Source organism: Caballeronia sp. INML1 (genome assembly GCF_023631085.1).
Lineage (GTDB): Bacteria > Pseudomonadota > Gammaproteobacteria > Burkholderiales > Burkholderiaceae > Caballeronia > Caballeronia turbans.
On sequence record NZ_JALQDT010000007.1, the window covers coordinates 1 to 26,239 of the forward strand.

27 protein-coding genes and 1 tRNA gene are annotated in these 26,239 nt (G+C 63.1%); 15 read left to right on the plus strand and 13 right to left on the minus strand.

Features of this window, described 5'->3' with window-relative positions:
* Positions 1-164: 164 nt before the first annotated feature.
* The 3 genes from rpmG to radC form a co-directional block, all read right to left on the minus strand.
* Positions 165-332, minus strand: a complete 168-nt coding sequence (rpmG, locus tag NCR38_RS02945) for a 50S ribosomal protein L33 (RefSeq protein WP_006478046.1) — start codon at positions 330-332, stop codon at positions 165-167.
* Between the two features lie 11 nt (positions 333-343).
* A complete protein-coding gene (gene rpmB, locus NCR38_RS02950) occupies positions 344-577 on the minus strand; it encodes a 50S ribosomal protein L28 (RefSeq protein ID WP_008351171.1) in 234 nt (77 codons plus the stop codon).
* A gap of 258 nt (positions 578-835) precedes the next feature.
* Entirely contained in the window at positions 836-1,582 is a 747-nt protein-coding gene (radC, locus tag NCR38_RS02955) for a RadC family protein (RefSeq protein WP_409241419.1), read from the minus strand.
* A 204-nt stretch (positions 1,583-1,786) separates the two neighbouring features.
* Between radC and NCR38_RS02960 the strand changes: the two genes are divergently transcribed.
* From NCR38_RS02960 to NCR38_RS02990, 7 genes are all read left to right on the plus strand, one after another.
* Positions 1,787-2,242, plus strand: coding sequence for a peptidylprolyl isomerase (locus tag NCR38_RS02960; protein ID WP_250476386.1), 456 nt, complete (start codon positions 1,787-1,789; stop codon positions 2,240-2,242).
* 2 nt (positions 2,243-2,244) lie between these two features.
* Positions 2,245-3,207, plus strand: a complete 963-nt coding sequence (gene ispH, locus NCR38_RS02965) for a 4-hydroxy-3-methylbut-2-enyl diphosphate reductase (RefSeq protein ID WP_061118767.1) — start codon at positions 2,245-2,247, stop codon at positions 3,205-3,207.
* 390 nt (positions 3,208-3,597) lie between these two features.
* Positions 3,598-4,824 (plus strand): branched-chain amino acid ABC transporter substrate-binding protein, encoded by a 1,227-nt coding sequence (locus tag NCR38_RS02970; protein ID WP_061118768.1) that lies wholly within the window; start codon positions 3,598-3,600, stop codon positions 4,822-4,824.
* A gap of 212 nt (positions 4,825-5,036) precedes the next feature.
* Positions 5,037-5,987: a branched-chain amino acid ABC transporter permease gene (locus NCR38_RS02975; RefSeq protein ID WP_061118769.1), complete on the plus strand. Its 951-nt coding sequence runs from the start codon at positions 5,037-5,039 to the stop codon at positions 5,985-5,987.
* Positions 5,988-6,011: 24 nt separating this feature from the next.
* A complete protein-coding gene (locus NCR38_RS02980) occupies positions 6,012-7,181 on the plus strand; it encodes an ABC transporter permease subunit (RefSeq protein WP_250476387.1) in 1,170 nt (389 codons plus the stop codon).
* A 16-nt stretch (positions 7,182-7,197) separates the two neighbouring features.
* Positions 7,198-7,974 carry an ABC transporter ATP-binding protein gene (locus NCR38_RS02985; protein ID WP_035497906.1) on the plus strand — a complete coding sequence of 259 codons (777 nt, stop codon included), beginning with the start codon at positions 7,198-7,200 and terminating at the stop codon, positions 7,972-7,974.
* An 18-nt stretch (positions 7,975-7,992) separates the two neighbouring features.
* The gene (locus NCR38_RS02990; RefSeq protein WP_409219255.1) at positions 7,993-8,697 is read left to right on the plus strand and encodes an ABC transporter ATP-binding protein; all 705 of its coding nucleotides are present in this window, start codon (positions 7,993-7,995) and stop codon (positions 8,695-8,697) included.
* A gap of 45 nt (positions 8,698-8,742) precedes the next feature.
* Here the strand turns inward: NCR38_RS02990 and NCR38_RS02995 are convergent, their stop codons facing one another.
* The 3 genes from NCR38_RS02995 to NCR38_RS03005 all read right to left on the minus strand — a co-directional run bounded on the left by NCR38_RS02995 (position 8,743) and on the right by NCR38_RS03005 (position 11,654).
* Positions 8,743-9,165, minus strand: a complete 423-nt coding sequence (locus NCR38_RS02995; protein WP_250476389.1) for a GNAT family acetyltransferase — start codon at positions 9,163-9,165, stop codon at positions 8,743-8,745.
* The gene (locus NCR38_RS03000; RefSeq protein ID WP_250476390.1) at positions 9,162-10,346 is read right to left on the minus strand and encodes an acetylornithine transaminase; all 1,185 of its coding nucleotides are present in this window, start codon (positions 10,344-10,346) and stop codon (positions 9,162-9,164) included. The genes NCR38_RS02995 and NCR38_RS03000 overlap by 4 nt, the downstream gene beginning before the upstream one ends.
* A 276-nt stretch (positions 10,347-10,622) precedes the next feature.
* Entirely contained in the window at positions 10,623-11,654 is a 1,032-nt protein-coding gene (locus NCR38_RS03005; RefSeq protein WP_061118774.1) for a CDP-6-deoxy-delta-3,4-glucoseen reductase, read from the minus strand.
* An 85-nt stretch (positions 11,655-11,739) separates the two neighbouring features.
* Between NCR38_RS03005 and NCR38_RS03010 the strand changes: the two genes are divergently transcribed.
* Positions 11,740-12,753: an NAD-dependent epimerase/dehydratase family protein gene (locus NCR38_RS03010; RefSeq protein ID WP_250476391.1), complete on the plus strand. Its 1,014-nt coding sequence runs from the start codon at positions 11,740-11,742 to the stop codon at positions 12,751-12,753.
* Here NCR38_RS03010 and NCR38_RS03015 read toward each other — a convergent pair.
* The 4 genes from NCR38_RS03015 to NCR38_RS03030 form a co-directional block, all read right to left on the minus strand.
* The gene (locus NCR38_RS03015; protein WP_250476392.1) at positions 12,750-12,926 is read right to left on the minus strand and encodes a hypothetical protein; all 177 of its coding nucleotides are present in this window, start codon (positions 12,924-12,926) and stop codon (positions 12,750-12,752) included. The two genes, NCR38_RS03010 and NCR38_RS03015, sit on opposite strands and share 4 nt — an antisense overlap.
* Positions 12,927-13,151: 225 nt before the next feature.
* Positions 13,152-13,874 (minus strand): pseudouridine synthase, encoded by a 723-nt coding sequence (locus NCR38_RS03020; protein WP_250476393.1) that lies wholly within the window; start codon positions 13,872-13,874, stop codon positions 13,152-13,154.
* A gap of 192 nt (positions 13,875-14,066) precedes the next feature.
* A complete protein-coding gene (locus tag NCR38_RS03025; RefSeq protein WP_250476394.1) occupies positions 14,067-15,164 on the minus strand; it encodes a TIGR03118 family protein in 1,098 nt (365 codons plus the stop codon).
* A gap of 109 nt (positions 15,165-15,273) precedes the next feature.
* Entirely contained in the window at positions 15,274-16,860 is a 1,587-nt protein-coding gene (locus NCR38_RS03030; RefSeq protein ID WP_250476395.1) for a hypothetical protein, read from the minus strand.
* A 321-nt stretch (positions 16,861-17,181) separates the two neighbouring features.
* Here NCR38_RS03030 and NCR38_RS03035 point away from each other — a divergent pair, with 321 nt between their 5' ends.
* A complete protein-coding gene (locus tag NCR38_RS03035; protein ID WP_250476396.1) occupies positions 17,182-17,514 on the plus strand; it encodes a hypothetical protein in 333 nt (110 codons plus the stop codon).
* A 260-nt stretch (positions 17,515-17,774) separates the two neighbouring features.
* Here the strand turns inward: NCR38_RS03035 and NCR38_RS03040 are convergent.
* From NCR38_RS03040 to NCR38_RS03050, 3 genes are all read right to left on the minus strand, one after another.
* Positions 17,775-17,859, minus strand: a tRNA-Leu gene (locus tag NCR38_RS03040).
* A 114-nt stretch (positions 17,860-17,973) separates the two neighbouring features.
* Positions 17,974-19,134, minus strand: a complete 1,161-nt coding sequence (locus NCR38_RS03045) for an ABC transporter substrate-binding protein (RefSeq protein ID WP_061118779.1) — start codon at positions 19,132-19,134, stop codon at positions 17,974-17,976.
* Positions 19,135-19,189: 55 nt separating this feature from the next.
* Entirely contained in the window at positions 19,190-20,131 is a 942-nt protein-coding gene (locus NCR38_RS03050; protein WP_061118780.1) for a CysB family HTH-type transcriptional regulator, read from the minus strand.
* Positions 20,132-20,356: 225 nt separating this feature from the next.
* On the opposite strand from NCR38_RS03050, the gene NCR38_RS03055 reads away from it, so the two are divergent.
* From NCR38_RS03055 to cobA, 6 genes are all read left to right on the plus strand, one after another.
* The gene (locus NCR38_RS03055; protein WP_250476397.1) at positions 20,357-22,033 is read left to right on the plus strand and encodes a nitrite/sulfite reductase; all 1,677 of its coding nucleotides are present in this window, start codon (positions 20,357-20,359) and stop codon (positions 22,031-22,033) included.
* Between the two features lie 9 nt (positions 22,034-22,042).
* The gene (locus NCR38_RS03060; protein WP_061118782.1) at positions 22,043-22,582 is read left to right on the plus strand and encodes a DUF934 domain-containing protein; all 540 of its coding nucleotides are present in this window, start codon (positions 22,043-22,045) and stop codon (positions 22,580-22,582) included.
* Positions 22,583-22,585: 3 nt separating this feature from the next.
* Positions 22,586-23,308 carry a phosphoadenylyl-sulfate reductase gene (locus NCR38_RS03065; RefSeq protein ID WP_250476398.1) on the plus strand — a complete coding sequence of 241 codons (723 nt, stop codon included), beginning with the start codon at positions 22,586-22,588 and terminating at the stop codon, positions 23,306-23,308.
* Between the two features lie 89 nt (positions 23,309-23,397).
* Positions 23,398-24,360 (plus strand): sulfate adenylyltransferase subunit CysD, encoded by a 963-nt coding sequence (gene cysD / locus NCR38_RS03070; protein ID WP_061118902.1) that lies wholly within the window; start codon positions 23,398-23,400, stop codon positions 24,358-24,360.
* A 28-nt stretch (positions 24,361-24,388) separates the two neighbouring features.
* On the plus strand, positions 24,389-25,714 hold the full coding sequence (locus NCR38_RS03075) for a GTP-binding protein (protein WP_284502123.1): 1,326 nt from the start codon (positions 24,389-24,391) through the stop codon (positions 25,712-25,714).
* Positions 25,715-25,748: 34 nt separating this feature from the next.
* A partial coding sequence (cobA, locus tag NCR38_RS03080; protein ID WP_250476401.1) for a uroporphyrinogen-III C-methyltransferase occupies positions 25,749-26,239 on the plus strand: 491 nt, incomplete at its 3' end.

Sequence of the window (26,239 nt, forward strand, 5' to 3'; positions counted from 1 at the left end):
GAGGTGGTCGGCAAGCATCGCACCGGAAAGTTAACAGCCCGGCGCTCCGTTTACAACCACTTCTCACCCCATAAACAAAAATGCCGTGCAGCGCTAACTGAACGGCATTACCCGCATTTGCGGGGCTTTTTGCTGTCTTCGTTCAGGAATCTCGAATCAAGGGGTTACTTGATCTTGGTTTCCTTGTACTCAACGTGCTTGCGGACGACGGGATCGAACTTCTTGATCGCCATCTTTTCCGGCATGTTGCGCTTGTTCTTGGTCGTCGTGTAGAAGTGACCCGTGCCTGCGGTCGATTCCAGCTTGATCTTGTCGCGTGCGCCCTTGGCCATTTGCGTGCTCCTTAGATTTCACCGCGTGCGCGCAGGTCTGCGAGCACGGCGTCAATACCGTTCTTGTCGATCAGGCGCAGGCCGGCGTTCGAAACGCGCAGACGGACCCAGCGATTTTCACTTTCAACGAAGAAACGGCGGTTCTGCAGGTTCGGCAGGAAACGACGCTTGGTCTTGTTGTTTGCGTGGGAAACGTTGTTGCCCGACATCGGGCCTTTCCCAGTTACTTGGCATACGCGTGCCATGAGGACACTCCTAAATACACGTTAAGTCTGAGTCGAACGCTCGAAACGAAAGCACTCGCTTCCGTTCGATGCCTCTTATCGCCCAATTTGCCGATCGGGGACTTGGCAGCACGGTTATGCCAATGAGGGCTGCGCCCAGTGCACCTTGCGGTTCACACCGCAGTTCACACTTTACTCAGAACAGGCGGGTTGAGAAAAGCAAACGCGGATTGTAACAGGAAAAACGCTGAAATATCAAACCATTTATGGCCCTTTCGTTCACAGCCAACCGTGCCGCGCGAAGGAGAACACCTCGTTCGCGGCCACGACGATGTGATCGAGCAGCCGCACATCGATGAGCGTCAAGGCGTCCTGCAGCGTCTTGGTCAGCCGCCGGTCGTTCGCGCTCGGCTCGACGCCGCCCGACGGGTGATTACGCGCGACGATGAGCCCCGCCGCGTTCAAAGTGAGCGCGCGCCGAACGATCTCGCGCGGATAGACCGCGACGCGCGTGAGCGAGCCGCGCGCGGACTCCTCGGCGAGCAGCAACTGATGACGCGCGTCGAGATACAGGCAGATGAACACTTCGTAAGGCCGCGTGCCGATCAACAGCCGCAGATAGTCCTCGACCGCGCCCGGCGCGTTCAGGAGTTCGCGGTCGCGTGCTTTTTCCGCGAGCGCGCGCCGGCACAGTTCGGACACGGCGAGTAGCGTCGCCGCGCGAGCCGGCCCGATGCCATGCTGCTCGCGCAATTCCGCGGCCGACGCGTCCAGCACGCCGCGCAGCGATCCGAAGCGCCGCAGAAGCTGGCGCGCCACATCGACTGCCGTCACGCCGGACACCCCGGTGCGCAGGAACAATGCGAACAGTTCCGCGTCCGACAGCGACGCCGGGCCGCTATCGAGCAGGCGTTCGCGCGGACGGTCGGCGCGCGCCCACTTGCGGATCGACATGAAGGGCGCAATCGTCGCGATGTTTTCGTCGGGTGCCGCGGGCGGCTTCACGAGCCGCAGATCGGCGCTCATCGCGGCCCTCCGGGACGTCTTGTCGCGCGGCCGAGCGCACGCAGGACACCGCCGCGTGACGCGTCACGACACAACTCTGTCTTACAATAGCGGTTTTGGCGTCCGGTTCGCACCGGCGCCGCGCGGTTCGCTGCCTCGCGCGGAAGATCCGCCCCATGCCGGGCCCGCGCCCTGCCTTCAAACGAACGGCCACATCCAATACTCATGAGCATCATCGATATCTCCGAGGTGAAACCCGGTTCGCACGTCACGCTTCACTACCGGCTCGCGCTCGCCGACGGTGCTGACATCGTCAACACGTTCACGGACAAGCCCGCGACGCTCCTGCTCGGCGCAGGCCAGCTCGCGGAGCCGTTGGAAGAGATTTTGCTGGGCCTGAAGGTCGGCCACCACTCGACCTTTCAGCTAACGCCCGATCAGGCGTTCGGGCCGCGCAATCCGGAACTGGTCCAGTGGGTGTCGCTCGCGACGCTGCGCGAAAACAGCATGATCGGCGAGGATTTTTCCCCCGGCGATCTCGTCGAATTCAACGCGCCGGCTGGCGGGCGCTACGCGGGCGTGCTGAAGGAAGTCGGCGAGACCGCGGCGCTGTTCGACTTCAACCACCCGCTTGCGGGCCAGGCGCTCGTCTTCGAAGTGAAAATCATCGGAATTCTGTAACCATGATTGAAAGCCTCAACGAAGTTCAGACCGACGTCGAAATCCTGCTCGCGCAGCCGCGCGGGTTTTGTGCAGGCGTCGATCGCGCGATTGAAATCGTCGAGCGCGCGATCAAGCTCTTCGGCGCGCCCATCTACGTGCGTCATGAGATCGTCCATAACGCCTATGTCGTCGCGGATTTGCGCAAGAAGGGCGCGATCTTCATCGAAGAACTGTCCGATGTACCGGAAGGCGCCACGCTGATCTTCAGCGCGCACGGCGTCTCGAAGGCGGTGCGCGGCGAGGCGGAGGCGCGCGGCCTGCGCGTGTTCGACGCAACTTGCCCGCTCGTGACCAAGGTGCACATGGAAGTCGCGAAGATGCGTCAGGAGGGCTTCGACATCGTGATGATCGGTCACAAGGGTCATCCGGAAGTCGAGGGCACGATGGGGCAGTCGGGCGAGGGCATGCATCTCGTCGAGGATATCGAGGATGTGCAGAAGCTCGATCTGCCCGACCCGCTGCGCATTGCGTATGTCACGCAGACGACGCTTTCGGTCGACGACGCCTCTGCGATCATCGACGCGCTCAAGACGAAGTACCCGGACGTCAGGGAACCGAAGAAGCAGGACATCTGCTATGCGACGCAGAACCGCCAGGATGCGGTCAAGTTCCTGGCGCCCCAGTGCGATGTCGTGATCGTCGTCGGCAGCCCGAACAGCTCGAATTCGAGCCGCTTGCGCGAAGTCGCCGAGAAGCGCGGCATTCCCGCCTATATGGTGGATTCGCCGACGCAGATCGATCCGCGCTGGATCGAGGGCAGAAAGCGTATCGGCGTGACGGCGGGCGCATCGGCGCCGGAGGTGCTGGCTCAGGCCGTGATCGCACGCTTGCGCGAACTCGGTGTGCGCAACGTGCGCTCGCTCGAAGGCATTGAGGAGACGATCTCGTTTCCGTTGCCACGCGGACTGTCGCTGCCGCAGTAAATCAGGAAGAGTTATGAAGAAGCGCCTCCGGGCGCTTTTTTTTCGCCCGGAGAAGCAAGGGCTAAAACTGAGCACCGCAACGGTGCGCGCGCTGTAGCGACATTTTCTCCTGAATAACTCAAGGGTTTTCCCGTAAATCCGATAACCAGACGTAGCCCTCGACATTCGGCCGATTAAACCTGTTTTCGTTATGGTGCAACTACTGCACAAAAACGGATCGCAACCCGGTTGCGCTTCTGCCGGAAAATCGGCTGAAAATGAGGGTTGCAATGCTGGAAAACCCCGCCACGCAAGAATATTGCTCGTCTCATATTTAGCGTTACAATGCGCGCGTCTTGAGGCCAGAAGGGTTCACGACGACAGTTTTTAGAGGCGCAGGAGACCTATTTGATGCGATTCAAGTTTGCTCACGCCGTGTCTATCGCGGCTGCGGTTGCAATGGCAAGCGCATGCGGCAAGAAGGACGAAGGCGGGGCGAGCACGGCAGCGCCGGCGGCAAGTTCCGCCGCAGTGTCCGCTGCGTCCTCGCCCGCACCTGCGCCGGCGAGTGAGGCAACCGTCGTCAGGATCGGTCATGTCGCGCCCTTGACGGGCCTGCAGGCCCACCTCGGTAAAGACAATGAAAACGGCGCGCGTCTCGCACTGGAAGAGATCAGCGCCCAAGGTTTGACGATCGACGGACATTCCATCCGTCTCGTGCTCGACGGCCAGGATGATGCGGCCGATCCGCGCGTCGGCACGGAAGCCGCCCAGAAGCTCGTCGACGACCACGTGATCGCGGTGATCGGTCACATGAACTCGGGTGTATCGATCCCGGCGTCGAAAATCTACAGCGATGCGGGCATCGCCCAGATCTCTCCGTCGACGACGAACCCGGAGTACACGAAGCAAGGTTACAAGACGACGTTTCGCGTCGTGGCGACCGACGCGCTGCAGGGCCCCGTGCTGGCCGGCTACGCGATGAAGACGCTGCATGCGAAGAAGGTCGTCGTGGTGGACGATGCGAGCGCCTATGGCCGGGGATTGGCCGACGAGTTCGCGAAATCGGCGCAGGCCGGCGGCGTGAAGATCGCCGCGCGCGAGGCGACGACCGAGAAAGCCCGCGATTTCAAGGCGATTCTGACGAAGATCAGGCGCATTCAGCCGGACGTCGTGATGTACGGCGGCATGGACGTGACGGGCGGCCCGTTCGCCAAGGAAGCGGCGGCGCTCGGCATCAAGGCGAAGATCCTCGCGGGCGACGGCGTCTGCACCGACAAGGTAGCCGAGCTCGCGGGCGACGCCGTGCAAAACATCATCTGCTCGGAGGCGGGACCCGCGCTTTCGAAGATGGACAAGGGAGCGGACTTCGAGAAGAAGTACGAAGCGCGCTTCCACACGCCGGTGCAGATTTACGCGCCGTTCACGTATGACGCGATGTACGTGATCGTCGATGCAATGAAGCGTGCGAACTCCACCGAAGCGCCCAAAGTGCTCGCTGCGATTGCCACGACCGACTACAACGGTCTGACGGGGCATATCGCTTTCGACGACAAGGGTGATCTGAAGGCGGGGACCATCACGCTGTACGACTTCAAGGATAAGAAGAAGGACGTACTCGACGTCGTCAAGCAGTAGGCAGTCTGGCGGTGCCAGCTATCCGGCGGCGCCGTTTTCGTATCCGTCCGTGAAACGTTCGCAGCCTCATCCGGCGGCGGGCGGACGATCGGCGCTCAACCCTTACCGGTTTTTTAAAAGTACGCGCAGTGCCGCTTCAGATTTCGCTTCACACCGGTTTATCGGCCGGTCATAAAGGCGTTATCGAATCGCACGAGGCTAAGGAGCTTTAAATGGATATTTTCATCCAGCAGATCCTCAACGGTCTGGTGCTTGGCAGCGTCTACGCCATCATCGCGTTGGGTTACACGATGGTGTACGGCATTCTCGGCATCATCAACTTCGCGCACGGCGACGTGCTGATGGTGGGCGCGATGGTTGCGCTCTCGGCCATCGGCGTCATGCAGAATCACGCTCCAGGTTTGCCCGGGCCGATCATGCTCACGATCGCGCTCGTGATCGCCGCGGTCGTCTGCGCGCTCGTCGGCTACACGATCGAAAAAGTCGCGTACCGGCCGCTGCGCAAGGCGCCGCGTCTCGCGCCGCTGATCACCGCGATCGGCGTGTCGATCCTCTTGCAGACCATCGCGATGATGATCTGGGGCCGTAATCCGCTGGCGTTCCCGCAGCTCCTGCCGACCGACCCGATCAACGTGATCGCCGCCGACGAAACCCGTCCGGGCGCCGTGATCTCGATGACCGAAATCGTGATCATCGTCGTCGCGTTCCTCGTGATGGGCGGACTGCTCCTTCTCGTGCACAAGACCAAGCTCGGCCGCGCAATGCGCGCCATTGCCGAGAACCCGGGCGTCGCGTCCCTCATGGGCGTCAACCCGAACTTCGTGATTTCCGCGACCTTCATGATCGGCTCGGCGTTAGCTGCCTTGGCCGGCGTGATGATCGCGTCGGAATACGGCAACGCGCACTTCTACATGGGCTTCATTCCCGGCCTGAAGGCGTTCACGGCGGCGGTGCTGGGCGGTATCGGCAACCTCGGCGGCGCGATGGTCGGCGGCGTGCTCCTCGGCCTCATCGAACAGCTGGGCGCCGGCTACATCGGCAATCTGACGGGCGGCGTCTTCGGTTCCAACTACCAGGACGTGTTCGCCTTCGTCGTGCTGATCATCGTGCTCGTGTTCCGTCCGTCGGGTCTGCTCGGCGAACGTGTCGCGGACCGCGCTTAAAGACCGTGTGAGGAGCTCATAAAAATGACTTCGATTCAACCTATCGAGCCGTCCACGACGCTCATCCCCGAGAAGAACACGACAAAGACGCTCGTCGTCGGCGTCATCACCGCCATCTTGGTCATCGCCGCGCCTATGGTGATCGGTGCAGCAGGCGGCAACTACTGGGTCCGCGTGCTCGACTTCGCGATGCTCTACGTGATGCTCGCGCTGGGTCTCAACGTGGTGGTCGGCTTCGCCGGCCTGCTCGACCTGGGCTACATCGCGTTCTACGCGGTGGGCGCTTACGTCGCGGCATTGCTGTCGTCGCCGCAACTGACGACGCAATTCGAATGGATCGCGCATCTCGCGCCCGGCGGATTGCACGTGCCGTTCCTCATCATCGTGCCGATCGCGATGGCGCTCGCGGCCACCTTCGGCGTGCTGCTCGGCGCACCGACCCTGCGCCTGCGCGGCGACTACCTCGCGATCGTGACCTTGGGCTTCGGGGAAATCGTCCGGATCTTCATGAACAACCTCGATCGTCCGGTGAACATCACGAACGGGCCGAAGGGCATTACGGGCATCGATCCGGTGACGGTGGCGGGCTTCAACCTGTCGCAGACGCACGAGTTGTTCGGCATGAAGTTCCCGTCGGTGTACATGTACTACTACCTGTTCGTGCTGTGCGCGCTCTTCGTGATCTGGGTGTGTACGCGTCTGCAGCATTCGCGCATCGGCCGCGCATGGGCCGCGATCCGCGAAGACGAAATCGCCGCGAAGGCGATGGGCATCAACACCCGTAACGTCAAGCTGCTCGCGTTCGCGATGGGCGCGTCGTTCGGCGGTCTGTCCGGCGCGATGTTCGGCGCGTTCCAGGGCTTCGTATCGCCGGAATCGTTCACGTTCTGGGAGTCGATCGTCGTGCTGGCGTGCGTGGTGCTGGGCGGCATGGGCCATATTCCGGGCGTGATTCTCGGCGCGGTGCTGCTCGCCGTGTTCCCCGAATTCCTGCGCTCCACGATGGGCCCGCTGCAAAACGCCATCTTCGGTCATCAGATCGTCGATACCGAAGTCATCCGTCAGCTCCTGTACGGTCTGGCGATGGTGCTGATCATGCTGTATCGCTCGGAAGGCCTGTGGCCCGCCGCGAAACACGAAGACAAGATCGCGAAGATCGCGAAGCGCGGCGGCAAGAAGCCGGCGCGTGCATAAGGCGGAGATTCAGAACATGAGCGAAAAGCAAACACGACTTTCCGTCAAAGGCGTCAACAAGCGCTTCGGCGGCTTGCAGGCTTTGTCGGACGTGGGCCTTCAGATCGAAGAAGGCACCATCTACGGCCTGATCGGCCCGAACGGCGCTGGCAAGACGACGTTCTTCAACGTGATCACCGGCCTCTATACTCCGGACTCGGGCGAATTCAAGCTCGACGGCCAGGCTTATACGCCGACGGCCGTGTATCAGGTGGCGAAGGCGGGCATCGCGCGCACGTTCCAGAACATTCGCCTGTTCGGCGGCATGACCGCGCTGGAAAACGTGATGGTCGGCCGTCACGTGCGCACGAAGCACGGTCTGATCGGCGCGGTGTTCCAGACGCCCGCCGAGCGCCGTGAAGAGCGCGAGATCAAGGAGCGCGCGCTCGAACTGCTCGAATACGTCGGCGTGCTCCAGTACGCGGATTACACGTCGCGCAATCTGTCGTACGGTCACCAGCGGCGTCTCGAGATCGCACGCGCGCTCGCGACCGATCCGAAGCTGCTCGCGCTCGACGAACCCGCCGCCGGCATGAACGCGACGGAAAAGGTCGAACTCACGCGTCTGCTCGACAAGATCCGCTCGGACGGCAAGACGATTCTGTTGATCGAACACGACGTGAAACTCGTGATGGGATTGTGCAACCGCATGACGGTGCTCGATTACGGCAAGGTGATCGCCGAAGGTCTGCCGCAGGACGTGCAGAAGGACCCGAAGGTGATCGAGGCATATCTGGGTGCGGGGGTGCACTAAATGGCGACCACAAGCGCAATGTTGAAGGTCAAGGGTCTGCAGGTGAACTACGGCGGCATCCAGGCGGTGAAGGGTGTCGATCTGGAAGTCGGGCAGGGCGAACTGGTCACGCTGATCGGCGCGAACGGCGCGGGCAAGACCACGACGATGAAGGCGATCACGGGTCTCAAGCCGTACTCGGGCGGCGATATCGAGTACATGGGCCAGTCGATCAAGGGCGTGCCGACGCACGAACTGCTCAAGCGCGGCCTCGCGATGGTGCCGGAAGGCCGCGGCATCTTCGCGCGCATGTCGATTCTCGAAAACATGCAGATGGGCGCGTATCTGCGCAACGATTCGGACGGCATCCAGAAGGACACCGAGCGCATGTTCGGCTTCTTCCCGCGGCTGAAGGAACGCGCGTCGCAGTATGCGGGCACGTTGTCGGGCGGTGAGCAGCAGATGCTCGCCATGGCGCGTGCGCTGCTCTCGCGGCCGAAGCTGCTGCTGCTCGACGAACCGTCGATGGGCCTCTCGCCGATCATGGTCGAGAAGATCTTCGAAGTGGTGCGCGAGATCTCGGCGGAAGGTCTGACGGTGTTGCTCGTGGAGCAGAACGCGCGTCTCGCGTTGCAGGCGGCGAATCGCGGCTACGTGATGGATTCGGGCACGGTGACGATGTCCGGCGACGCCAAGGTCATGCTCGACGATCCGAAGGTTCGCGCGGCTTATCTGGGCGAGTAAGCGTCTTGCTGTCGATGAAAGGCCGGCTCTTGCAGCCGGCCTTTTTCATAGTCGCTTGCCGAGACTCACGACTTCATCGATGCGATATCCGCGCTTCTCATAGAACCCGCGCAACTCCGTCTTGACCGACAGAATCTGCAGATTCACCTTCGGACAGCCGAGCTTCGTCAACACGGCTTCCGCGTGCCTCATCAACGCGCTGCCATACCCGCGTCCACGAAGCGACGGCGTGACGGCCAGCGAATACACCCAGCCGCGATGACCGTCATAGCCGGCCATCACCGTGCCGATCACCTCGCCATCGAGCGCGCCGACGAAGAACAGCTCCGGCTGCGTCTTCATCTTGTTGGCGATCGACAAAGCGGGATCGCGCTGCGGCCGCGATGTATCCGCGTACTCCGGAAACACGTCACGCCACAGGGCGATTACGGCTGCGCGATCGCCTGCATCGAACGCACGGATGATCACAGCGAATCGAGCACCGAACGCAGCATCGTCATCATCTGATCGATCTCGTCCTTCGTTACGTTGAGCGCCGGCATGAAGCGCAGCAGGTTCGGACGCGCGGCATTGAGCAGCAAGCCGTCGGGCTGCATCAGACGCGCCTTCTCGACGATCTGCGGACCCTTGTCGCTGTCGAGCAGCAGCGCGCGCAAGAGGCCTTCGCCGCGCTCGCCCTTGAAGCCGCGTTCGTCGGAGAGTTTCAGCAGCTCCTGCCTCAGATATGCGCCTTTCTCGCGTACGCCTTCGAGGAAGCCAGGAGCTACGAGTTGCGAGATCACCGAGTAACCGGCCGCCGTCATCAGCGGATTGCCGTTGTAGGTGCCGCCCTGATCGCCTGCATCGAAGCACGCGACATCGGCCTTCGACAGCAGCGCCGCGAGCGGCACGCCGCCGCCGATGCCCTTGCCGAGCGTCATGATGTCAGGCTCGATGCCCGACAGTTCGTACGCGAACAACGTCCCCGCGCGGCCGCAGCCGCTCTGTACTTCATCGACGATCAGGAGGATGTTGTGCTTCTTCGTCAGCTCGCGCAGCTGCTGCATGAACTCGCGCGTCGCGGGAATCACGCCGCCTTCGCCCTGGATGGGCTCGAGCATCACGCCGACGGTCTTCTCGTTGATGAGCTTCTCGACCGAAGCGATGTCGTTCAGATCGGCCTTCGGGAAGCCCGGCACCTGCGGCGCGTAAATCGTGTCCCAACCGGCCTTGCCGCTCGCGGACATCGTCGCGATCGTGCGGCCGTGGAAGCTGTGATCGAACGTGATGATCTCGAACGCGCCGTTCTTGAACTTCCTGCCCCACTTGCGTGCGAGCTTGATTGCGCCTTCGTTCGCTTCGGCGCCGCTGTTGGCGAAGAACACCTTGTCGAAGCAGCTGTTCGCGGTGAGCAGACCTGCGAGTTGCGCCATCGGCGCGTTGTAGAACGCCGGCGAGGGATTGATCAGCGTGCGGGCCTGCTTTTCCATCGCCTCGATCATGCCTTCGTTGCAGTGACCGAGCGAGTTGACGGCCCATCCCTGGATGAAGTCGAGATAGCGCTTGCCCGTGTTGTCGTAGAGCCATGAACCTTTGCCGCGCGTGAACACGATCTCGGGGCGGTTCGTGATGTACATCAGCGAATCAACGGGGTACTCATTGAAATTCATGACAGCGGGCTCCACGAAGGCGAGTGCGAGAAAAGGAGGAAAACGATGCCGAAAAAACAAAAGCCACGGAGTTCCGTGGCTTCATTTCGTACGCTTCGAACAAACCGAACCGTGAGCGCAAATGCTTGACGAGCCAGCGGCATCCCTATGGAAGCGGCGAGCGGCGACGTCGAAGTGCGTTCAGGATTTTGATCATTCGCGAAGGATACGTTAAGCGGTTGCTGCCTGTAAACCGTGCACGCGGATTTTTTGTCCGCGTGCGGGCTTCATGCGGCTTCAGACCGGATGCGCGAGATCCGCCGCGCTCGTGAACGAATCCGCGTAGAACTCGTCCTCCGGCAGGCGATGATGCTGCGTGAAATCGCGCTGCGCGGATTCCACCATCACCGGCGCGCCGCATGCATACACCTGATAGCTGCTCAAGTCTGGCAGGTCTTCGATGACAGCGCGATGAACGAAGCCCGTGCGGCCCGTCCAGTTGTCGTTTGCGTCGGGCTCGGAGAGCACGGGCACGAACTTGAAGTTCGGGATCTCCTTCGCCCATTGCGCGGCGAGATCCATCATGTAGAGGTCCTTCTTGCGGCGGCCGCCCCAGTAGAGCGTCATCGGGCGATTCAGGTTCTTGAATACCGCATGCTCGATGATCGCCTTGATCGGCGCGAAACCTGTGCCCGACGCGAGCAGCACGATCGGCTTCTCGGATTCGTCGCGCAAAAAGAACGTGCCGAGCGGGCCTTCGAAGCGCAGGATGTCGCGCTCCTTCATCGCGCCGAATACGTGATCCGTGAACGTGCCGCCCGGCATGTGGCGGATGTGCAGCTCGAGCGGGCCTTCGTGATGCGGCGGGCTCGCCATCGAGTAGCTGCGGCGCTTGCCGTCCTTCAGGATGAACTCGATGTACTGGCCCGCGTAATACTGCAGGCGCTCGTTGGCGGGCAATTGCAGCTTCAGTTCGATGACGTCGTCGGCCTTGCGTTCGAGTGCATTCACACGGCACGGCAGCTTCTTCACCTGAACGTCGCCGACGCCCGCGACTTCGCGCACGTCGATTTCGAGGTCGGTCTGCGCGGTCGCGCAGCAGAAGAGGGCCATGCCGCGCGTCTTTTCGTCGTTCGACAAGGCCGATGACGAATGCGGCGCCTGCTCGACTTCACCGCTCACGACGGCGCCCTTGCAGGAGCCGCACGCGCCGTTCTTGCAGCCGTAAGGCAGGCCGATGCCCTGGCGCAGCGCGGCGGTCAGCACCGGCTCGTCGGGTTCTACTTGAAACTGCCGGCCGCTTTGCCGGAGCGTTACGTTGAAAGCCATAGATCGATTTCTGCGATGTGTGGAGTTGTCTCGTTCGTCTTTTCGACGCCGCACGCCGGTTTCGGGCGACGGATAGAATGCCCGGATGATCGCCACTCGAAACCTTCGCCGCGCGCGTGTCCTGATCGTCGGGTGCGGCGATGTCGGCATGCGCGCGTTGCCGCTTCTGCAGGCGCGCTCCGGCGCGCCCCGCGTCATCGCGCTCACGCATCATCCCGAGCGCGCCGGCGAACTGCGCGCGGCCGGCGCGACGCCGATTTCCGGTGATCTCGATGTGCGCCGCAGCCTCGGGAGGCTCGCGGGGCTCGCGCGCAACGTGCTGCATCTCGCGCCGCCGCAGCGTGACGGCGATTCGGACCGCCGCACGCGCGCGCTGATTGCCGCGTTGCGCAGCCCGCGCCGGTCTGTGGCGCGCGGCGCAAAGACTCACTGGCTGCATCCGGATCGCGCCGGAAAAACGTCTTTCATTGTACCCGACGGCCTTCGCGCAGCTACCCGGCGACGGACCGGAGCGCGCACGCGCTTCGCATACGCGAGCACGACCGGCGTCTATGGCGACTGCGCCGGCGCGTGGATCGACGAAACGCGGCCCGCGCGGCCGGGGAACGAGCGAGCGCGGCGGCGCGTGTCGGCGGAGCGGCAGTTGCGCGCGGCGGGCGTGGAAAGCGGGTGGCGTGTGTCGATCGTGCGGATCCCGGGCATTTACGCGGCCAATCGCTTGCCGGTTGCGCGCATCGAAAAGGGCATGCCCGCGCTCGTCGAATCCGATGACGTCTACACGAATCACATCCATGCCGACGATCTCGCGGCGATCCTGTTACGCGCGCTCGCGCGCGGCCGGCCGCAGCGCGTCATCAACGCCTCGGATGACACCGATCTTCGAATGGCGGATTACTTCGACCGCGTGGCCGACGCGTACGGCCTGTCCCGCGTGCCGCGTATTTCGCGCGAGGAAGCGGAAACGCGCCTGGAACCGATGACGCTCTCGTTCATGCGCGAGTCGCGGCGGCTCTCCAACGCGCGACTGAAGCGCGAACTGGGTTATGTGCTACGCCATCCGACCGTCGATGATTTCCTGAATGCAGCCGTGCGGCGCTAGATCAATGCGGGAATCGTTTCGAGCAGGACGAAGCACATCAGCGCGCCGATCAATGCGCCGATGAGATTCGGCGAATACTTGTGGCGCACATGCATGACGATGCCCAGCACCCCGATGAGGACAGCGCTCAGCGCGACGAACGCAATCAGCGCGGCGGTCGAGTGGGAGACCATGATGCCCTCCTGCTTTTCTGATAGTCGTTTTGGTATCCGTTAGACCAGTATATGAGTGCGGAGAGCGGAAGGCATGCTGCGCTGCAGCGCCCGCCACTGAGGGCTTTTACCGATTTGCATGCTCAATTCGACCATCTGGCCGTGGCCGTGGCCCGCGCAGGTTTTGAGCTCGGCTGAGTCGTCGTGCGCGCGCAACGCGCCGGCGAATCGAACGATGAAGCGAAGCTACGGCGTCATATCCGGCTGGCGACGCAGCGCGGCGAGATCGGCGTCATCGAGCCAGCGCCATTCGCCTTCGGCAAGCGTGTCAGGCAAAACATAACCGCCGACTTGCTCGCGATGCAGCTTCTCCACGCGGTTCCCGGCTGCCGCAACCATGCGCTTCACCTGATGATATTTGCCCTCGAGCACGGTGAGTTCGAGCAGCCTCTCGTCGCGTTGTCGGGCCGCGAGCGCGGCGCTCGGTTTCGGCTCGCCGTGCAGCAGCACGCCTTCGCAGAGCCTCGCGAGCTGTGCATCGTCGAGCGGATGACGCACGGTCGCGAGATAGACCTTCGGCACCTTTCGTTTGGGCGAGGTGAACGCGTGAACGAACGCGCCGTCATCGGAGAGAAGGAGCAGGCCCGTGGTGTCCTGATCTAGCCGGCCGACCGGCTGCACGCCGCGTGCGACGAATTGCGGCGGCAGCAGATGAAACACGCTCAGATGATGCTGCGGATCGCGCGAGCATTCGTAGCCCGCCGGCTTGTTCAGCGCGATGTATGCCTTCTCGCGATATGGCCAGAGATGATCGTCGACTTCGAATTCGAGACCGGCCGTGACGGGAAGATCGGCGTGCGGATCGTCGCGCACGATACCCGCGATGCGCACGCGGCCTTCGGCGACGATGCCGCGGCACTGGCGGCGCGACCCGAAGCCTTGGGAGAAAAGGAGGGTTTCGAGGTCCATCGGATGAGCGGAGTTGAAGCGCGCATTCTAGCAAGCCGCGCGTTCGGTCCCGCGCTTGCCCGGGCGCGTTTCGTATCGGCGACAAAAAAGAGCGCCGCCCGAACCACGGGCGGCGCCGAGCGTGGCGATGCGCATTCGGACGAAGGGGCGTCCGGGGCCGGCATCATCGCCCAGGCAAACGCGGTGCGCGCTTCATTGCATGTCGATGCGCCCGTACACGCCGTCGGCTTCGTCGTTCGGGCCGGCGGCGAAAAAGAGCGTGTTCGAGGGCTGCGCGTTCAGATTGTTGCCGAACGCGATGCCCCACAAGCCGTGCTCCACGAGCGGCGTGCCGTCCGTGTTCATGAACTGGCCGACGAACGCGCCGCTCACCGGATCGAACGCGTTGATCGTGCCGTCGCCGAAATTGCCGACGAGGATGTCGTTGCTGAAGGTGCCGAAGTTGCCCGGGGCCTGCGCGACGCCCCACGGCGCATTCAGCGGCCCGTTCGCCGCGAAGCGTTGCATCAGATTGCCGTCGATGTCGAACACGTCGACGAAGCCCAGGCCCGCGCCCTGCACGTCGTCCTCGGCGTCGCTGTCCTGCTTCGCGTAGGTGACGAAGATCGTCGAGCCGATCGCCTGGATGCCGAAGGGCGCGAAGCCTGCCGGAATCTGCGTGTCCGCGAAGTTGCCGGGCACGACGATCTTCGTGAACGTGCCGTCGAAAACGTCGATCTTGTTGTTATGGAAGTCCGTGGCATAGAGGCGATGCCCGCCGGCCGCCGTGGTGGCGATCGCAAGTCCCTTGTAGATCGCGCCCGACGCGCTCGAATCGACGGCGGTGAAGGCGTGCGTCATGTCGACCGCGGGCGCCCACGCGGTGATCGAGCCGCCTTCGCCCGCGAAAATGAATGCGGCGACGCCCGACTTGCCGTTGCGCGCGAGCGTGAGGTCCGGTCCTTTGTTGAAGACGATTCCGGTCGGATTGGCCGGACCCGCCGCGGTCGCGGGAATGGAGACGACCAGCGATTGCACGACGCCGTTGCCGTCATACAGCGTGGCCGTCTGCGTGCCGTTGTTGGCGACCCACACGAAGCCGTTCGGATTGAACGCGACGCCCCAGCCGTTTTTCAGGTTCGGGTCCGTGTGCGGCGCGGACACGGCGCCATCGGATACGACGATCGACATCTTGAAGCGCGTCGCCGCCGGCATGTTGTCGTTCGAGCCGCCGCCGCACGAGGCGAGGCCCGTCAAGGTCATGACCGCGGCGGCGCAGACGACGAAGCGGCTCCACAATCCGGTTTGCATGATGGTGACTCCTTCGGCAGCGGTCCGCCGTCAGTATGTTCGTCACCTCTAAACGGATGTGCCTCGCGGCTTATTCCGTTCGCAATCCGTGTGGTTGTGTCGATGTGCGTCAGTGCGCGTCATTGCGTCCCTTCGATACCACGGGCACGCCGAGGCCGAAGGGCGTGTAGCGCGAATCGTCGTCATCGGCCGACATCGCGGGATGCCGATTGCCCGCGCTCCAGCGGCCGTCGAAGGTCATCGTCGGGACGATCGGCTTCGGTATGCCGCTGGCTTGCCGGAAGTATTCGGTATTGGTCTCGTTTTGCACGGCGAGCGCACGACGCAGGGTCGCCTGCGTCTGTCCGTTGCGCGGGTCGAGTGCCACCGCGCGGCGCGCATTGCGCAACGCGCACGCCGGGTCCATGTTCGCGGCGCACGTGCGGGCGCTCGCCATTGCGCTGTCGCGTGCGCGTTCCTGACGCGACAATTCGGCCGCGATCTGCTGTATTTCCGGACTGCGCGGCTCACTTGCATAGAGGCCGCGCATGTGACGGCGCGCGGCGGTGAGATCGCGGGCGGCGAGCGCTTGCTGGAGCGCCGCAATGCTTCGCGCGACGGCCGCGGGCAGCGGCTCCGCAGCGGGCTGAGCCGGGCGTGCAGCGGGTTTTTCGGCAGATGCGATCGCCGGGATACTTCGAGGCGGCTCGGCCGTGCGCGCGACCGGTGTGGCTTGCGCGGGCGCTTGCGCCGACGGTTTTGCCGGGATGGGAATAGCTGCGCTCAGCGTCGTGCTGGCATGCGGTTCCGGTTTCTGTGTCGATGCGACGACCGGCGCCGATGGTTTGATCGGCGGCGCAGCGGCAGCGACCGACGCGCCCGCCGCAGCGGCTGAGCTGGTCGTCGCGTTCGTGGTGGCGGGCTTCGCCGACGCTACGGCAGTCGTTGGAGCGATGCCGGGCGACGGTGGGCTCGCCGTGGCGTGAGCCGTGGGTGCGGCGGGCGCGGCGGGCACCGGCGGCTTCGCAGGCGCGGCGGCGGCAACCGTACTGACCGATGCCGGCATGCTCGCGACGGCCACACGAGGTTCTACGCGAGGTGCGACCGACGTGGTTTCCGTGGTCGCATGCGCCGCCGCGGGAGCGCCTGGCGAGACGGACACGTGCTCTTCGCGCGCGTGATTTGCCGATGACGCGGGCGTGACGGCCTGCGCGTTCGTCGAGTCCGCTTTGGAGCGCATCAGCGATGCCTGTCGCGCAGTGTTGGCGCCAGGCGCGGCGGATGCGCGGTCGTGAACCGAGCCAGCCACGCTGATGCCGGGGTCGTCGCTCGGCGGTGGTGCGTTGTCGTCCAGACGTGCATAAAAGTACGCGCCGACCGCGATGCTCGCGACCACTCCGCCGACCAGCACGGCGATGGCCGTGTGTGCGGACTTGCGCCGCTGCTCCTGCAAATCGCCGGGTTCGATGAAGTTCGGATACGACGTCAACATCCTGCGGCGCACGAGGCGCTGCAGCCAGTGGCTGTCATCCCAATCGACGATGTCGAGTTGCGCGGGCACCGGCACGCTCGCGCGGGTTTCCGTACGGCTCGTGAAAATCGCGCCCTGACGATCGGCGCCGCAGGATGGGCAGGTCTCTTCTTCGGCTGGCGAAACGGTGTTGCAGCGCTGGCAGATGACGGAGTCGAGCGACAGCGAGTATTCAGGTCGATTCATGTCGCACCCTTCTTCGAGTTATGGCTCGACGCATCGCGCGAGCGGGTTACGACATCGAGATAGTCCTAAGCAACCCGAAATGCGGGCGCTGCGCGAGCGAGCATCCCGTGATGTTCCCCGCGGCGGGATTCCGAATGCCGATGGAAGGTATTTTTACGGCGCGCGGTGAGGTGCGTCTACGCGATTGCGCACATTCGCGAATCGTGACGTTGGAGAGAAACGGTTTCGACGTCCGAACACGAGATAGCCATCCGGACGACTTCCCGCAAATGTTTGCGCGGGCGAAATTGTGTGTCATCAGCTACGAAAAGGATGATGACAATGCGATCGAACGGCTTCGACGCGACGGCGCGGCAGTTGATCGTCGGACTGCCGCTGTTCATGGGCGAGATCGTTTGCGCTGGCCGTGCTGCGGGGGAGATGCGCGGCGAGTTCTGGATGTCCACGCAACGAATCCGTCAGGCGATATTTATCGCGTATCTGGGAATTTTCGCCTCTCTGATTGGCGTGCTTCCATGGATACACTTGCTCGTGGCTTCGTTTAGTGAAGAGGTCAGAGAGATCTTGCCGTTTCATCCGCTGTGGGATTCTTTGGTCTACTACCTATTTTCAGTTGCGTTGAATGAAAGCAAGGCTAGGGTGGCGAGATGGTGAACTTCGTTTTGGGATTTTTCCGGGAATATTGGCCGGTCGTGGTTGCGTGCGCGTTCGCGAGATTTGGCGTACCGGTCGTGGTCGACTGGCTGTTTCGCAATTTCGTCAAGGAGGCGGAAGGGCGCTCGGGCGTCGAGTAACAACGAGGCCGACGCGGATACGTCATTGCGGCGTGATCTTGAAGTACGTATAGGAACAGGAACACGTCCGCCCCAAACGCAAAAAAGCCGCTCACTTCGGAGCGGCTTTTGCATGAATTCTGGTGCCCAGGGCCGGAATCGAACCGGCACGCCTTGCGGCGGGGGATTTTGAGTCCCCTGCGTCTACCAATTTCACCACCTGGGCCTTGATCGACTCGTAGCAACACGTCGCCAGCAACGAGCCAATCGAGTCGGCCATTATGACCGAAAACGTCGCCGCCGGCAAGCAGCATCGGCGGCGTGTTCCCAAGCTGGGAAATTACTGAGCGAGATACGTGAACGCACCGTTCGTGATCACGCCCATCACGCTCGCGCGCTGATCCAGACCGACGTGATCCGTCGCGCTCGTATTCACGACGCCGTTCGGCACGACGAGCTCATGCGCGTGCTCCAGTTCCGAGCGCAGCGCGACGCGAAACTCCTTCGTGCCCGGCTTGGCCGTGTGAAGCGCGCGCGCCACCGCATCCTGCAGACGCGGATAGACGCCGGCCGCATCGCCCGCGAATTGCGTGACTGTGCCCTTGCCGTATTTTTCCTCGTAGGCGTTCACGAACGCGAGCGCGGCCTTTTTCGACGGATGATCCGCCGGCAGCGTCCGGGCGACGACGACCGGCTGCGTCGGAAACAGCGTGCCTTCGACATCCTTGCCGCCGAGCTTGATGAACTCGGGCGTCGCTATGCCATGCGTCTGATAGATCGCGCCCTTGTAGCCGCGCTCGACGAGCGTGCGCTGAGGCAGCACCGTGGGCGTGCCCGCGCCCGCGATCAGCACCGCGTCCGGCTTCGCGGACATGAGCTTCAGAATCTGGCCGGTGACGCTCGCATCGGTCCGGTTGAAGCGCTCGCTCGCGACAATCTTGATATGCCGGAGATCGGCGAACTTGGTGAACTCGTTGAGCCAGCTATCGCCGTAGCTGTCCGCGAAACCGATGAAACCGACCGTCTTCACGCCGTGATTGGCCATGTATCGCGTCATCACGTCGGCCATCGCGCGGTCGGTCTGCGCCATCTTGAATGCCCACACCTTCTTGCCTTCCTGCGGTTCCACGACCGAAGCCGAGCCGATCAGCGTAATCATCGGCGTTTCCGATTCGGCGACGGGATCGAGCGCGGCAAGGGCGGCAGGCGTGATGTTCGGCCCGACGATCACGTCGACATGATCCTCGCTGATGAGCTTGCGGATGTTGCGCACGGCCGCGCCCGGGTCCGAGCCGTCGTCCAGAATGATGTACTCCGCGTTCTGCCCGGCGATGGTTTTCGGCCACATCAGCATCGCATTCTTGCTCGTGATGCCGATCGCGGCGGCGGGGCCGGTGCTCGACAGGTCGATGCCGACTTTCAGTTGGGCGTGCGCGGCCGCCGCGATTACGGACAAGACGACGCCGGCGGCAAGCCGGCGCGTGAACTTCGACAGCATCATCGGAAAGGTCTCCAAGGGAGGGAATTTTTTGAGGCAGCGTGCGCCGCCATTTTATTCAGAGCTCGTAACTCTCGTGCTCGCCGGAAAGCGCCTGCTCGATCAACTTGCGGTTCAGCGACGGCGACAGCAATTCGACGAGCGTATACACATAGCTGCGCAGATACGCGCCCTGTTTCAGCGCGAGACGCGTGACGTTCGTGCCGAACAGATGGCCGACGGGCATCGCGCGCAGATGTTTGTCGCGCTCCGGATTGAACGCGATATCGGCCAGGATCCCGACGCCGAGCCCCAGCTCGACGTAAGTCTTGATCACGTCGGCGTCGATGGCCTCGAGCACGACATCCGGCGTCAGGTTGCGTCGCGCGAACGCCTGATTGATCTTCGTGCGCCCGGCGAACGACGCTTCGTAGGTGATGATCGGATATTGCGCGAGGTCGTCGAGCGTGAGCGTCTTGCGCTCGAGCAGCGGATGGTCCGGCAGCATCACGGCGAGGTGTTGCCACTGGAAGCATGGCAGCGAAATCAGTTCTTTATAGTTGGCGATTGCCTCGGTCGCGATGGCGATATCCGCCTGATCGTGGATGACCATCTCCGCGACCTGCGTGGGGCTGCCTTGCAAAATCGAAAGGTGGACCTTGGGAAAGCGCTTCTTGAACTCCGCAATTGCCGATGGCAGCGAGTAGCGCGCCTGCGTATGCGTGGCGGCGATGACGAGATTGCCCTGGTCCTGCGCCGCGTAATCCTTGCCGACGCGCTTCAGGCTCTCGACTTCCTGCAATATTTTCTCGACCGACGCGAGGATGATGCGGCCCGGCTCCGTCAGCGAGCGCACGCGCTTGCCGTGGCGCGTGAAGATTTCGACGCCCAGTTCGTCCTCCAGCTCGATGATCGCCTTCGAGACGCCCGGCTGGGATGTATACAGTGCCTTCGCGGCTTCCGTCAGATTGAAATTCTGCCGGACGGCCTCGCGCACGAAGCGGAACTGATGCAGATTCATTTATAACTCAACCGCATATCAAAGTAATTTTTCAGTCGTTTGCAATATATAGCAGGTTCTTTACTATCAGTCCAATTTTTCCAATATCCATATCTCTATCTGTCATAAGCAAATGAGCGTTTAGTCTGAACGACGCTCGCGACGGCGACTCAATGGGTATTCGATGGACGAGACGCGCTGCGTAACCTAGGACGCGGCGCCTTTACAAGAACTTGGGGCCCCCGAATGTACCAATACGATCAGATCGACCAACGCATCGTCGACGAACGTGTCGCGCAGTACGCTGACCAGGTCCGCCGCCGACTGTCGGGCGAATTGACCGAAGAGGAATTCCGTCCGCTGCGCCTGCAAAACGGCCTCTACATGCAGCGTCACGCGTACATGCACCGCATCGCGATTCCGTACGGCAACCTGCGCAGCGACCAGCTCCGCATGCTCGCCACCATCGCGCGCGAGCACGACCGCGGCTACGGCCACTTCTCGACGCGCACGAACATCCAGTTCAACTGGGTCGAGCTCGAAGAGACGCCGGAAATCCTGCGCAAGCTCGCCTCGGTGCAGATGCACGCGATCCAGACCTCGGGCAATTGCATTCGCAACATCACGGCCGACCAGTTCGCCGGCGTCGCGCCCGACGAGCAGGTCGATCCGCGTCCGTGGTCGGAAATCCTGCGTCAGTGGTCCACGTTCCATCCGGAATTCGCGTGGTTGCCGCGCAAGTTCAAGATCGCCGTGAACGGTTCGGCGGAAGATCGCGCGGCCGTGCAGGTCCACGACCTCGGCGTGTATCTGAAGAAGAACGCGCAGGGCGAAGTCGTCATGGACATCCTCGCGGGCGGCGGTCTCGGCCGCACGCCGATCGTCGGCGCGATCATCAAGCGCGATCTGCCGTGGCAACACCTGATCACGTATTGCGAAGCCGTGCTGCGCGTGTACAACCGCTACGGCCGCCGCGACAACATGTACAAGGCGCGCATCAAGATTCTCGTGAAGGCGCTGTCGCCGGAGAAGTTCTCGAAGCAGGTCGAGGAAGAGTGGCAGCATCTGAAGGACGGCCCCTCGACGCTCACGCAGGAAGAAGTCGATCGCGTGTCGACGTTCTTCGCGCCGCCTGCCTACGAAAAGTTGGCGGACACGGACGCTTCGTTCGAAAAGCATCTGATCGACGACAAGCCGTTCGCGCGCTGGGTCGAGCGTAACGTGCGTCCGCACAAGGTACCGGGCTATGCGGCGGTGACGCTGTCGCTGAAGCAGCGTCACATCGCGCCGGGCGACGCCACCGACAAGCAGATGGACGACGTCGCCACGCTCGCCGACGAATTCTCGTTCGGTGAAATCCGCGTGTCGCACGAGCAGAACCTGATTCTCGCGAACGTGAAGAAGCGCGACCTGTACACCGTGTGGGAACGCGCGAAGGCGCTCGGTTTCGCGACCGCGAACATCGGCCTTCTGACCGACATCATCGCGTGCCCGGGCGGCGACTTTTGCTCGCTCGCGAACGCGAAGTCGATCCCGATTGCGCTCGCGATTCAAGACCGTTTCAACGATCTCGACTACGTGCACGATCTCGGCGACCTGTCGCTGAACATTTCAGGCTGCATCAACGCGTGCGGTCATCACCACGTCGGCAACATCGGCATTCTGGGCGTCGATAAGGACGGCTCGGAGTGGTATCAGGTGACGCTCGGCGGCGAGCAAAGCTCGGGCGCGACCGGCGCGCATCTCGGCAAGGTGATCGGCCCGTCGTTCTCGGCCGAAGAGATGCCCGATGTGATCTCGCAAGTGATCGACACGTTCGTCGACAACCGCATCGAAGGCGAGCGCTTCATCGAGACGTTCGGCCGCATCGGCATGGCGCCGTTCAAGGAGCGCGTGTACGCATCGCGCCAGGCTCACGCTTAAGGATTTCAAATGACGTTGATCATCAAGAACCGCGCCGTCGTCGAAGACCATTTCACCGTCGTGCGTGCCGCCGAAGACGGCGCGTTGCCCGCTGTCGATGCGCTGCCCGCCGGCAAGGTCATCGTGCCGTTCGCGCTGTGGAAGGAGCACAAGTCGGCAATCGTCGCATCGCGCCCGAAGGAAGACATCGGCGTCTGGCTCGCGCCGGATGATGAACCCGCCGATCTCGCGCCGGACTTCGGCCAGCTTTCCGTGATCGCGGTCGACTTCCCGGTGTTCCGCGATGGCCGCGGCTTCTCCATCGGCCGTCTGCTGCGCGAGCGTTATCAGTGGACGGGCGAGCTGCGCGCGATCGGCGACGTGTTGCGCGACCAGGTGCTGTTCCATTCGCGTTGCGGCTTCGACGCATTCGCGGTGCGCGCGGACAAGGACATCAACGACGCGCTGAACGCGTTCAACGAGTTTACCGAGCTGTACCAGGGCGCGACCGACAATCTCGAACCGCTGTTCCGCCGTCGCGCGGCACTCGTGGCAGCGCTTGGAGCCTGATGCATGACGCCAGAATTGCAAGCCAAGGTTGAACGCCTCGATGCGCTGCTCGATTCCATCGCAGCACGCCACGAACGCGTCAAGCTAGCCAGCAGCCTCGCCGCCGAAGACATGGTGCTCACGCACGCCATTCTGTCGCGCGGTGTGAAGATTGGCATCTTCTCGCTGAACACGGGCCGCCTGCATGCGGAAACGCTCGGCATGCTCGACACCGTGAAGGCACGCTACGGCTACGACATCGAGCAGTTCCATCCGCAGCAGGACGCGGTCGACACCTACGTGCGCGATCATGGCCTGAACGCGTTTTACGAAAGCATTGATCTGCGCAAGGGCTGCTGCCATATCCGCAAGGTCGAGCCGCTCAATCGCGCGCTGTCGGATGTGTCCGCGTGGGTGACGGGCCAGCGTCGCGAGCAGTCGGTGACGCGCGCCGAGCTGCACGAGGAAGAGCACGACGCGCCGCGCGGCATCGCGAAGTTCAATCCGCTCGCGGACTGGACCGAAACGGATGTGTGGGATTACCTGAAGGCCTTCGATGTCCCGGTGAATCCGCTGCATGCGCGCGGTTATCCGAGCATCGGCTGCGAGCCCTGCACGCGCGCGGTGCGCCCCGGCGAAGACAGCCGGGCGGGCCGCTGGTGGTGGGAATCGCGCGATACGAAGGAATGCGGCCTGCACATCACGAACATCAAGGTCGTCGAAGAAGCTCCGAGCTCGACGATTTAAGGCGCGCAAGACGCCGCATCACCCCCTGTCATTGAACGCATCGTCGCCGTGGAAACTGCATGACGCTGCATAAAAAAGGATCGACGAACATGAGCACGACGCTCGACTCAACCGTCACCGCACCGATCGCCAACAAGGCGACCCGCATGGATCACCTGGACTGGCTCGAAGCCGAGTCGATCCACATCATTCGCGAACTTGTCGCGGAATGCAGCAAGCCCGCGCTCCTGTTTTCGGGCGGCAAGGATTCGGTCGTCGTGCTGCATCTCGCGCTCAAGGCGTTCGGTCTCGGCGCGGGCCGCAAGACTCAGTTGCCGTTCCCGCTGGTTCATATCGACACGGGTCACAACTTCCAGGAAGTGATCGACTTCCGCGATCGCCGCGCGGCGGAAATCGGCGCGGAACTGGTTGTCGGCCATGTCGAGGATTCGATCAAAAAGGGCACCGTGCGCCTGCGCCGCGAGACGGATTCGCGCAACGCCGCGCAAGCGGTGACGCTGCTCGAAACCATCGAGGAATACGGCTACACGGCGATGATCGGCGGTGCGCGCCGCGACGAAGAGAAGGCGCGTGCGAAGGAGCGCATCTTCTCGTTCCGCGACGAATTCGGCCAGTGGGACCCGAAGGCCCAGCGCCCGGAACTGTGGAGCATCTATAACGCGCGGCTGCATGCGGGCGAGCATCTGCGCGTGTTCCCGATCTCGAACTGGACCGAACTCGACGTGTGGCAATACATCGCCCGCGAGAAGCTCGAACTGCCGTCGATCTACTACGCGCATGAGCGCGAGATCGTGCGCCGCAACGGCCTGCTCGTGCCGGTGACGCCGTTGACGCCGGTGCGTGAGGGCGAGGCCGCCGAGATCGCGCAGGTGCGCTTCCGTACGGTCGGCGACATCAGTTGCACGTGCCCGGTCGCGAGCGATGCCGACGATGTCGAGAAGATCATCGCCGAAACCGCCGTGACGGAAATCACGGAGCGCGGCGCGACGCGCATGGACGACCAGGCATCCGAAGCCGCGATGGAACAGCGCAAGAAGCAAGGTTATTTCTAAGCCACACGCCCCGAGGAACGAAAGAATCATGAGCATCTATCAAGCTGAAGACCTGGGCGTGTTGCGCTTCATCACGGCGGGCAGCGTCGACGACGGCAAGAGCACGCTGATCGGCCGTCTGCTGTACGACAGCAAGGCTGTGCTGTCGGACCAGTTGTCCGCGATTTCGCGCGCGAAGAACAAGCGCACGGTGGGCGATGAAATCGATCTGTCTCTGTTGACGGACGGGCTGGAAGCCGAGCGCGAGCAGGGCATCACCATCGACGTCGCGTACCGCTATTTCGCGACCGCCAAGCGCAAATTCATCATTGCCGATACGCCGGGCCACGAGCAGTACACGCGCAACATGGTGACGGGCGCATCGACGGCGCATGCCGCGATCATTCTCGTCGACGCCACGCGCGTCACCTTCGAGAACGGCGTCGCGCAACTGTTGCCGCAGACGAAGCGCCATAGCGCGATCGTCAAGCTGCTCGGCCTGCAGCACGCGATCGTCGCGATCAACAAGATGGATCTGGTCGATTACAGCGAAGCGCGTTTCAACGAGATCCGCGATGCGTATGTCACGCTCGCGCATCAACTCGGTCTGTCGAATGTGCGCTTCGTGCCCGTGTCGGCGCTCAAGGGCGACAACATCGTGACGGCGAGCGAGCGCATGCCGTGGTATGCGGGCGAACCGCTGCTCGATCTGCTCGAGTCGCTGCCGGTCGCGCAGCCGAACGATCAGGCGCTGCGCTTCCCGGTGCAGTGGGTCGCGCGTCAGGACGGCTCGCAGGCCGACGATTTCCGCGGCTACATGGGCCGTGTCGAGGCGGGCGAAGTGCGCGTCGGCGATGCGATTCTCGTGCTGCCGGCCAATCGTGAAGCGACCGTCGCCGAGATCATCGCGCCGGTGCCGGGCGGCGTGGCGCCCGTCGATCGCGCGTTTGCGGGCCAGACGGTGACCATTCGCCTGACGGAGGACGTCGACGTGTCGCGCGGCGACACCTTCGTTCCCAATGTGGCCAACGCGGCGCACAGGGTCGAACCGGCGAAGAAGCTCGAAGCGGACATCTGCTGGTTCGACGAAGAGCCGCTCTCGCCGCAGCGCAAGTACCTGCTGAAGCAGACGACCAACACGGTGTTCGCGCGCGTCGGCGCGGTGAAGCAGGTGCTGGATGTGCATACGCTGTCGCATTCGGTCGATCGCACTACGCTTGCGATGAACGATATCGGCCGCGTGGCGCTCACGCTGCAAAAGCCGATCGTCGCGGACGAGTACGATACGCATCAGGGAACCGGCGCGTTCGTGTTGATCGACGAAGCGACGCATCACACGGTCGCGGCCGGTATGATTCGTGCAATCTCTGCATGAGCCATCTGAGCACACGAGTTGATCGATGAAAGCTATGGGTAAGGTCTATCTGATCGGAGCGGGACCGGGCGCGGCGGATCTCATCACCGTGCGCGGCATGCGTTTGCTGGAGCAGGCGGATGTCGTCTTGCACGACGCGCTCGTGGAACCGGCGATGCTGGATTACGCGCCGAACGCGAAGAAGATTGCCGTCGGCAAGCGCTGTGGACAGCGCTCGACGGCCCAGCACTTCATCAACAAGCAAATCGTCGATGCGGCGCTGGAGCACGGCATCGTCGTGCGTCTGAAGGGCGGCGATCCGATGCTCTTCGGTCGCGCCGACGAGGAAATGCGCGCGCTCGAAGCGGCCGGCATCGAGTTCGAAGTGGTGCCGGGCATTACGGCGGCGCTCGCGAGCGCCGCGACGCTCAAGCGTTCGCTGACCTTGCGCGGCGTGGGGGGGCGCGCCGCGCGGGGCGCCGCATTCCCCCGCCCCCCCCCCCCCCCGATTCACCCCCCGCGCCACCCCGCGATTCGGCGGGTGGT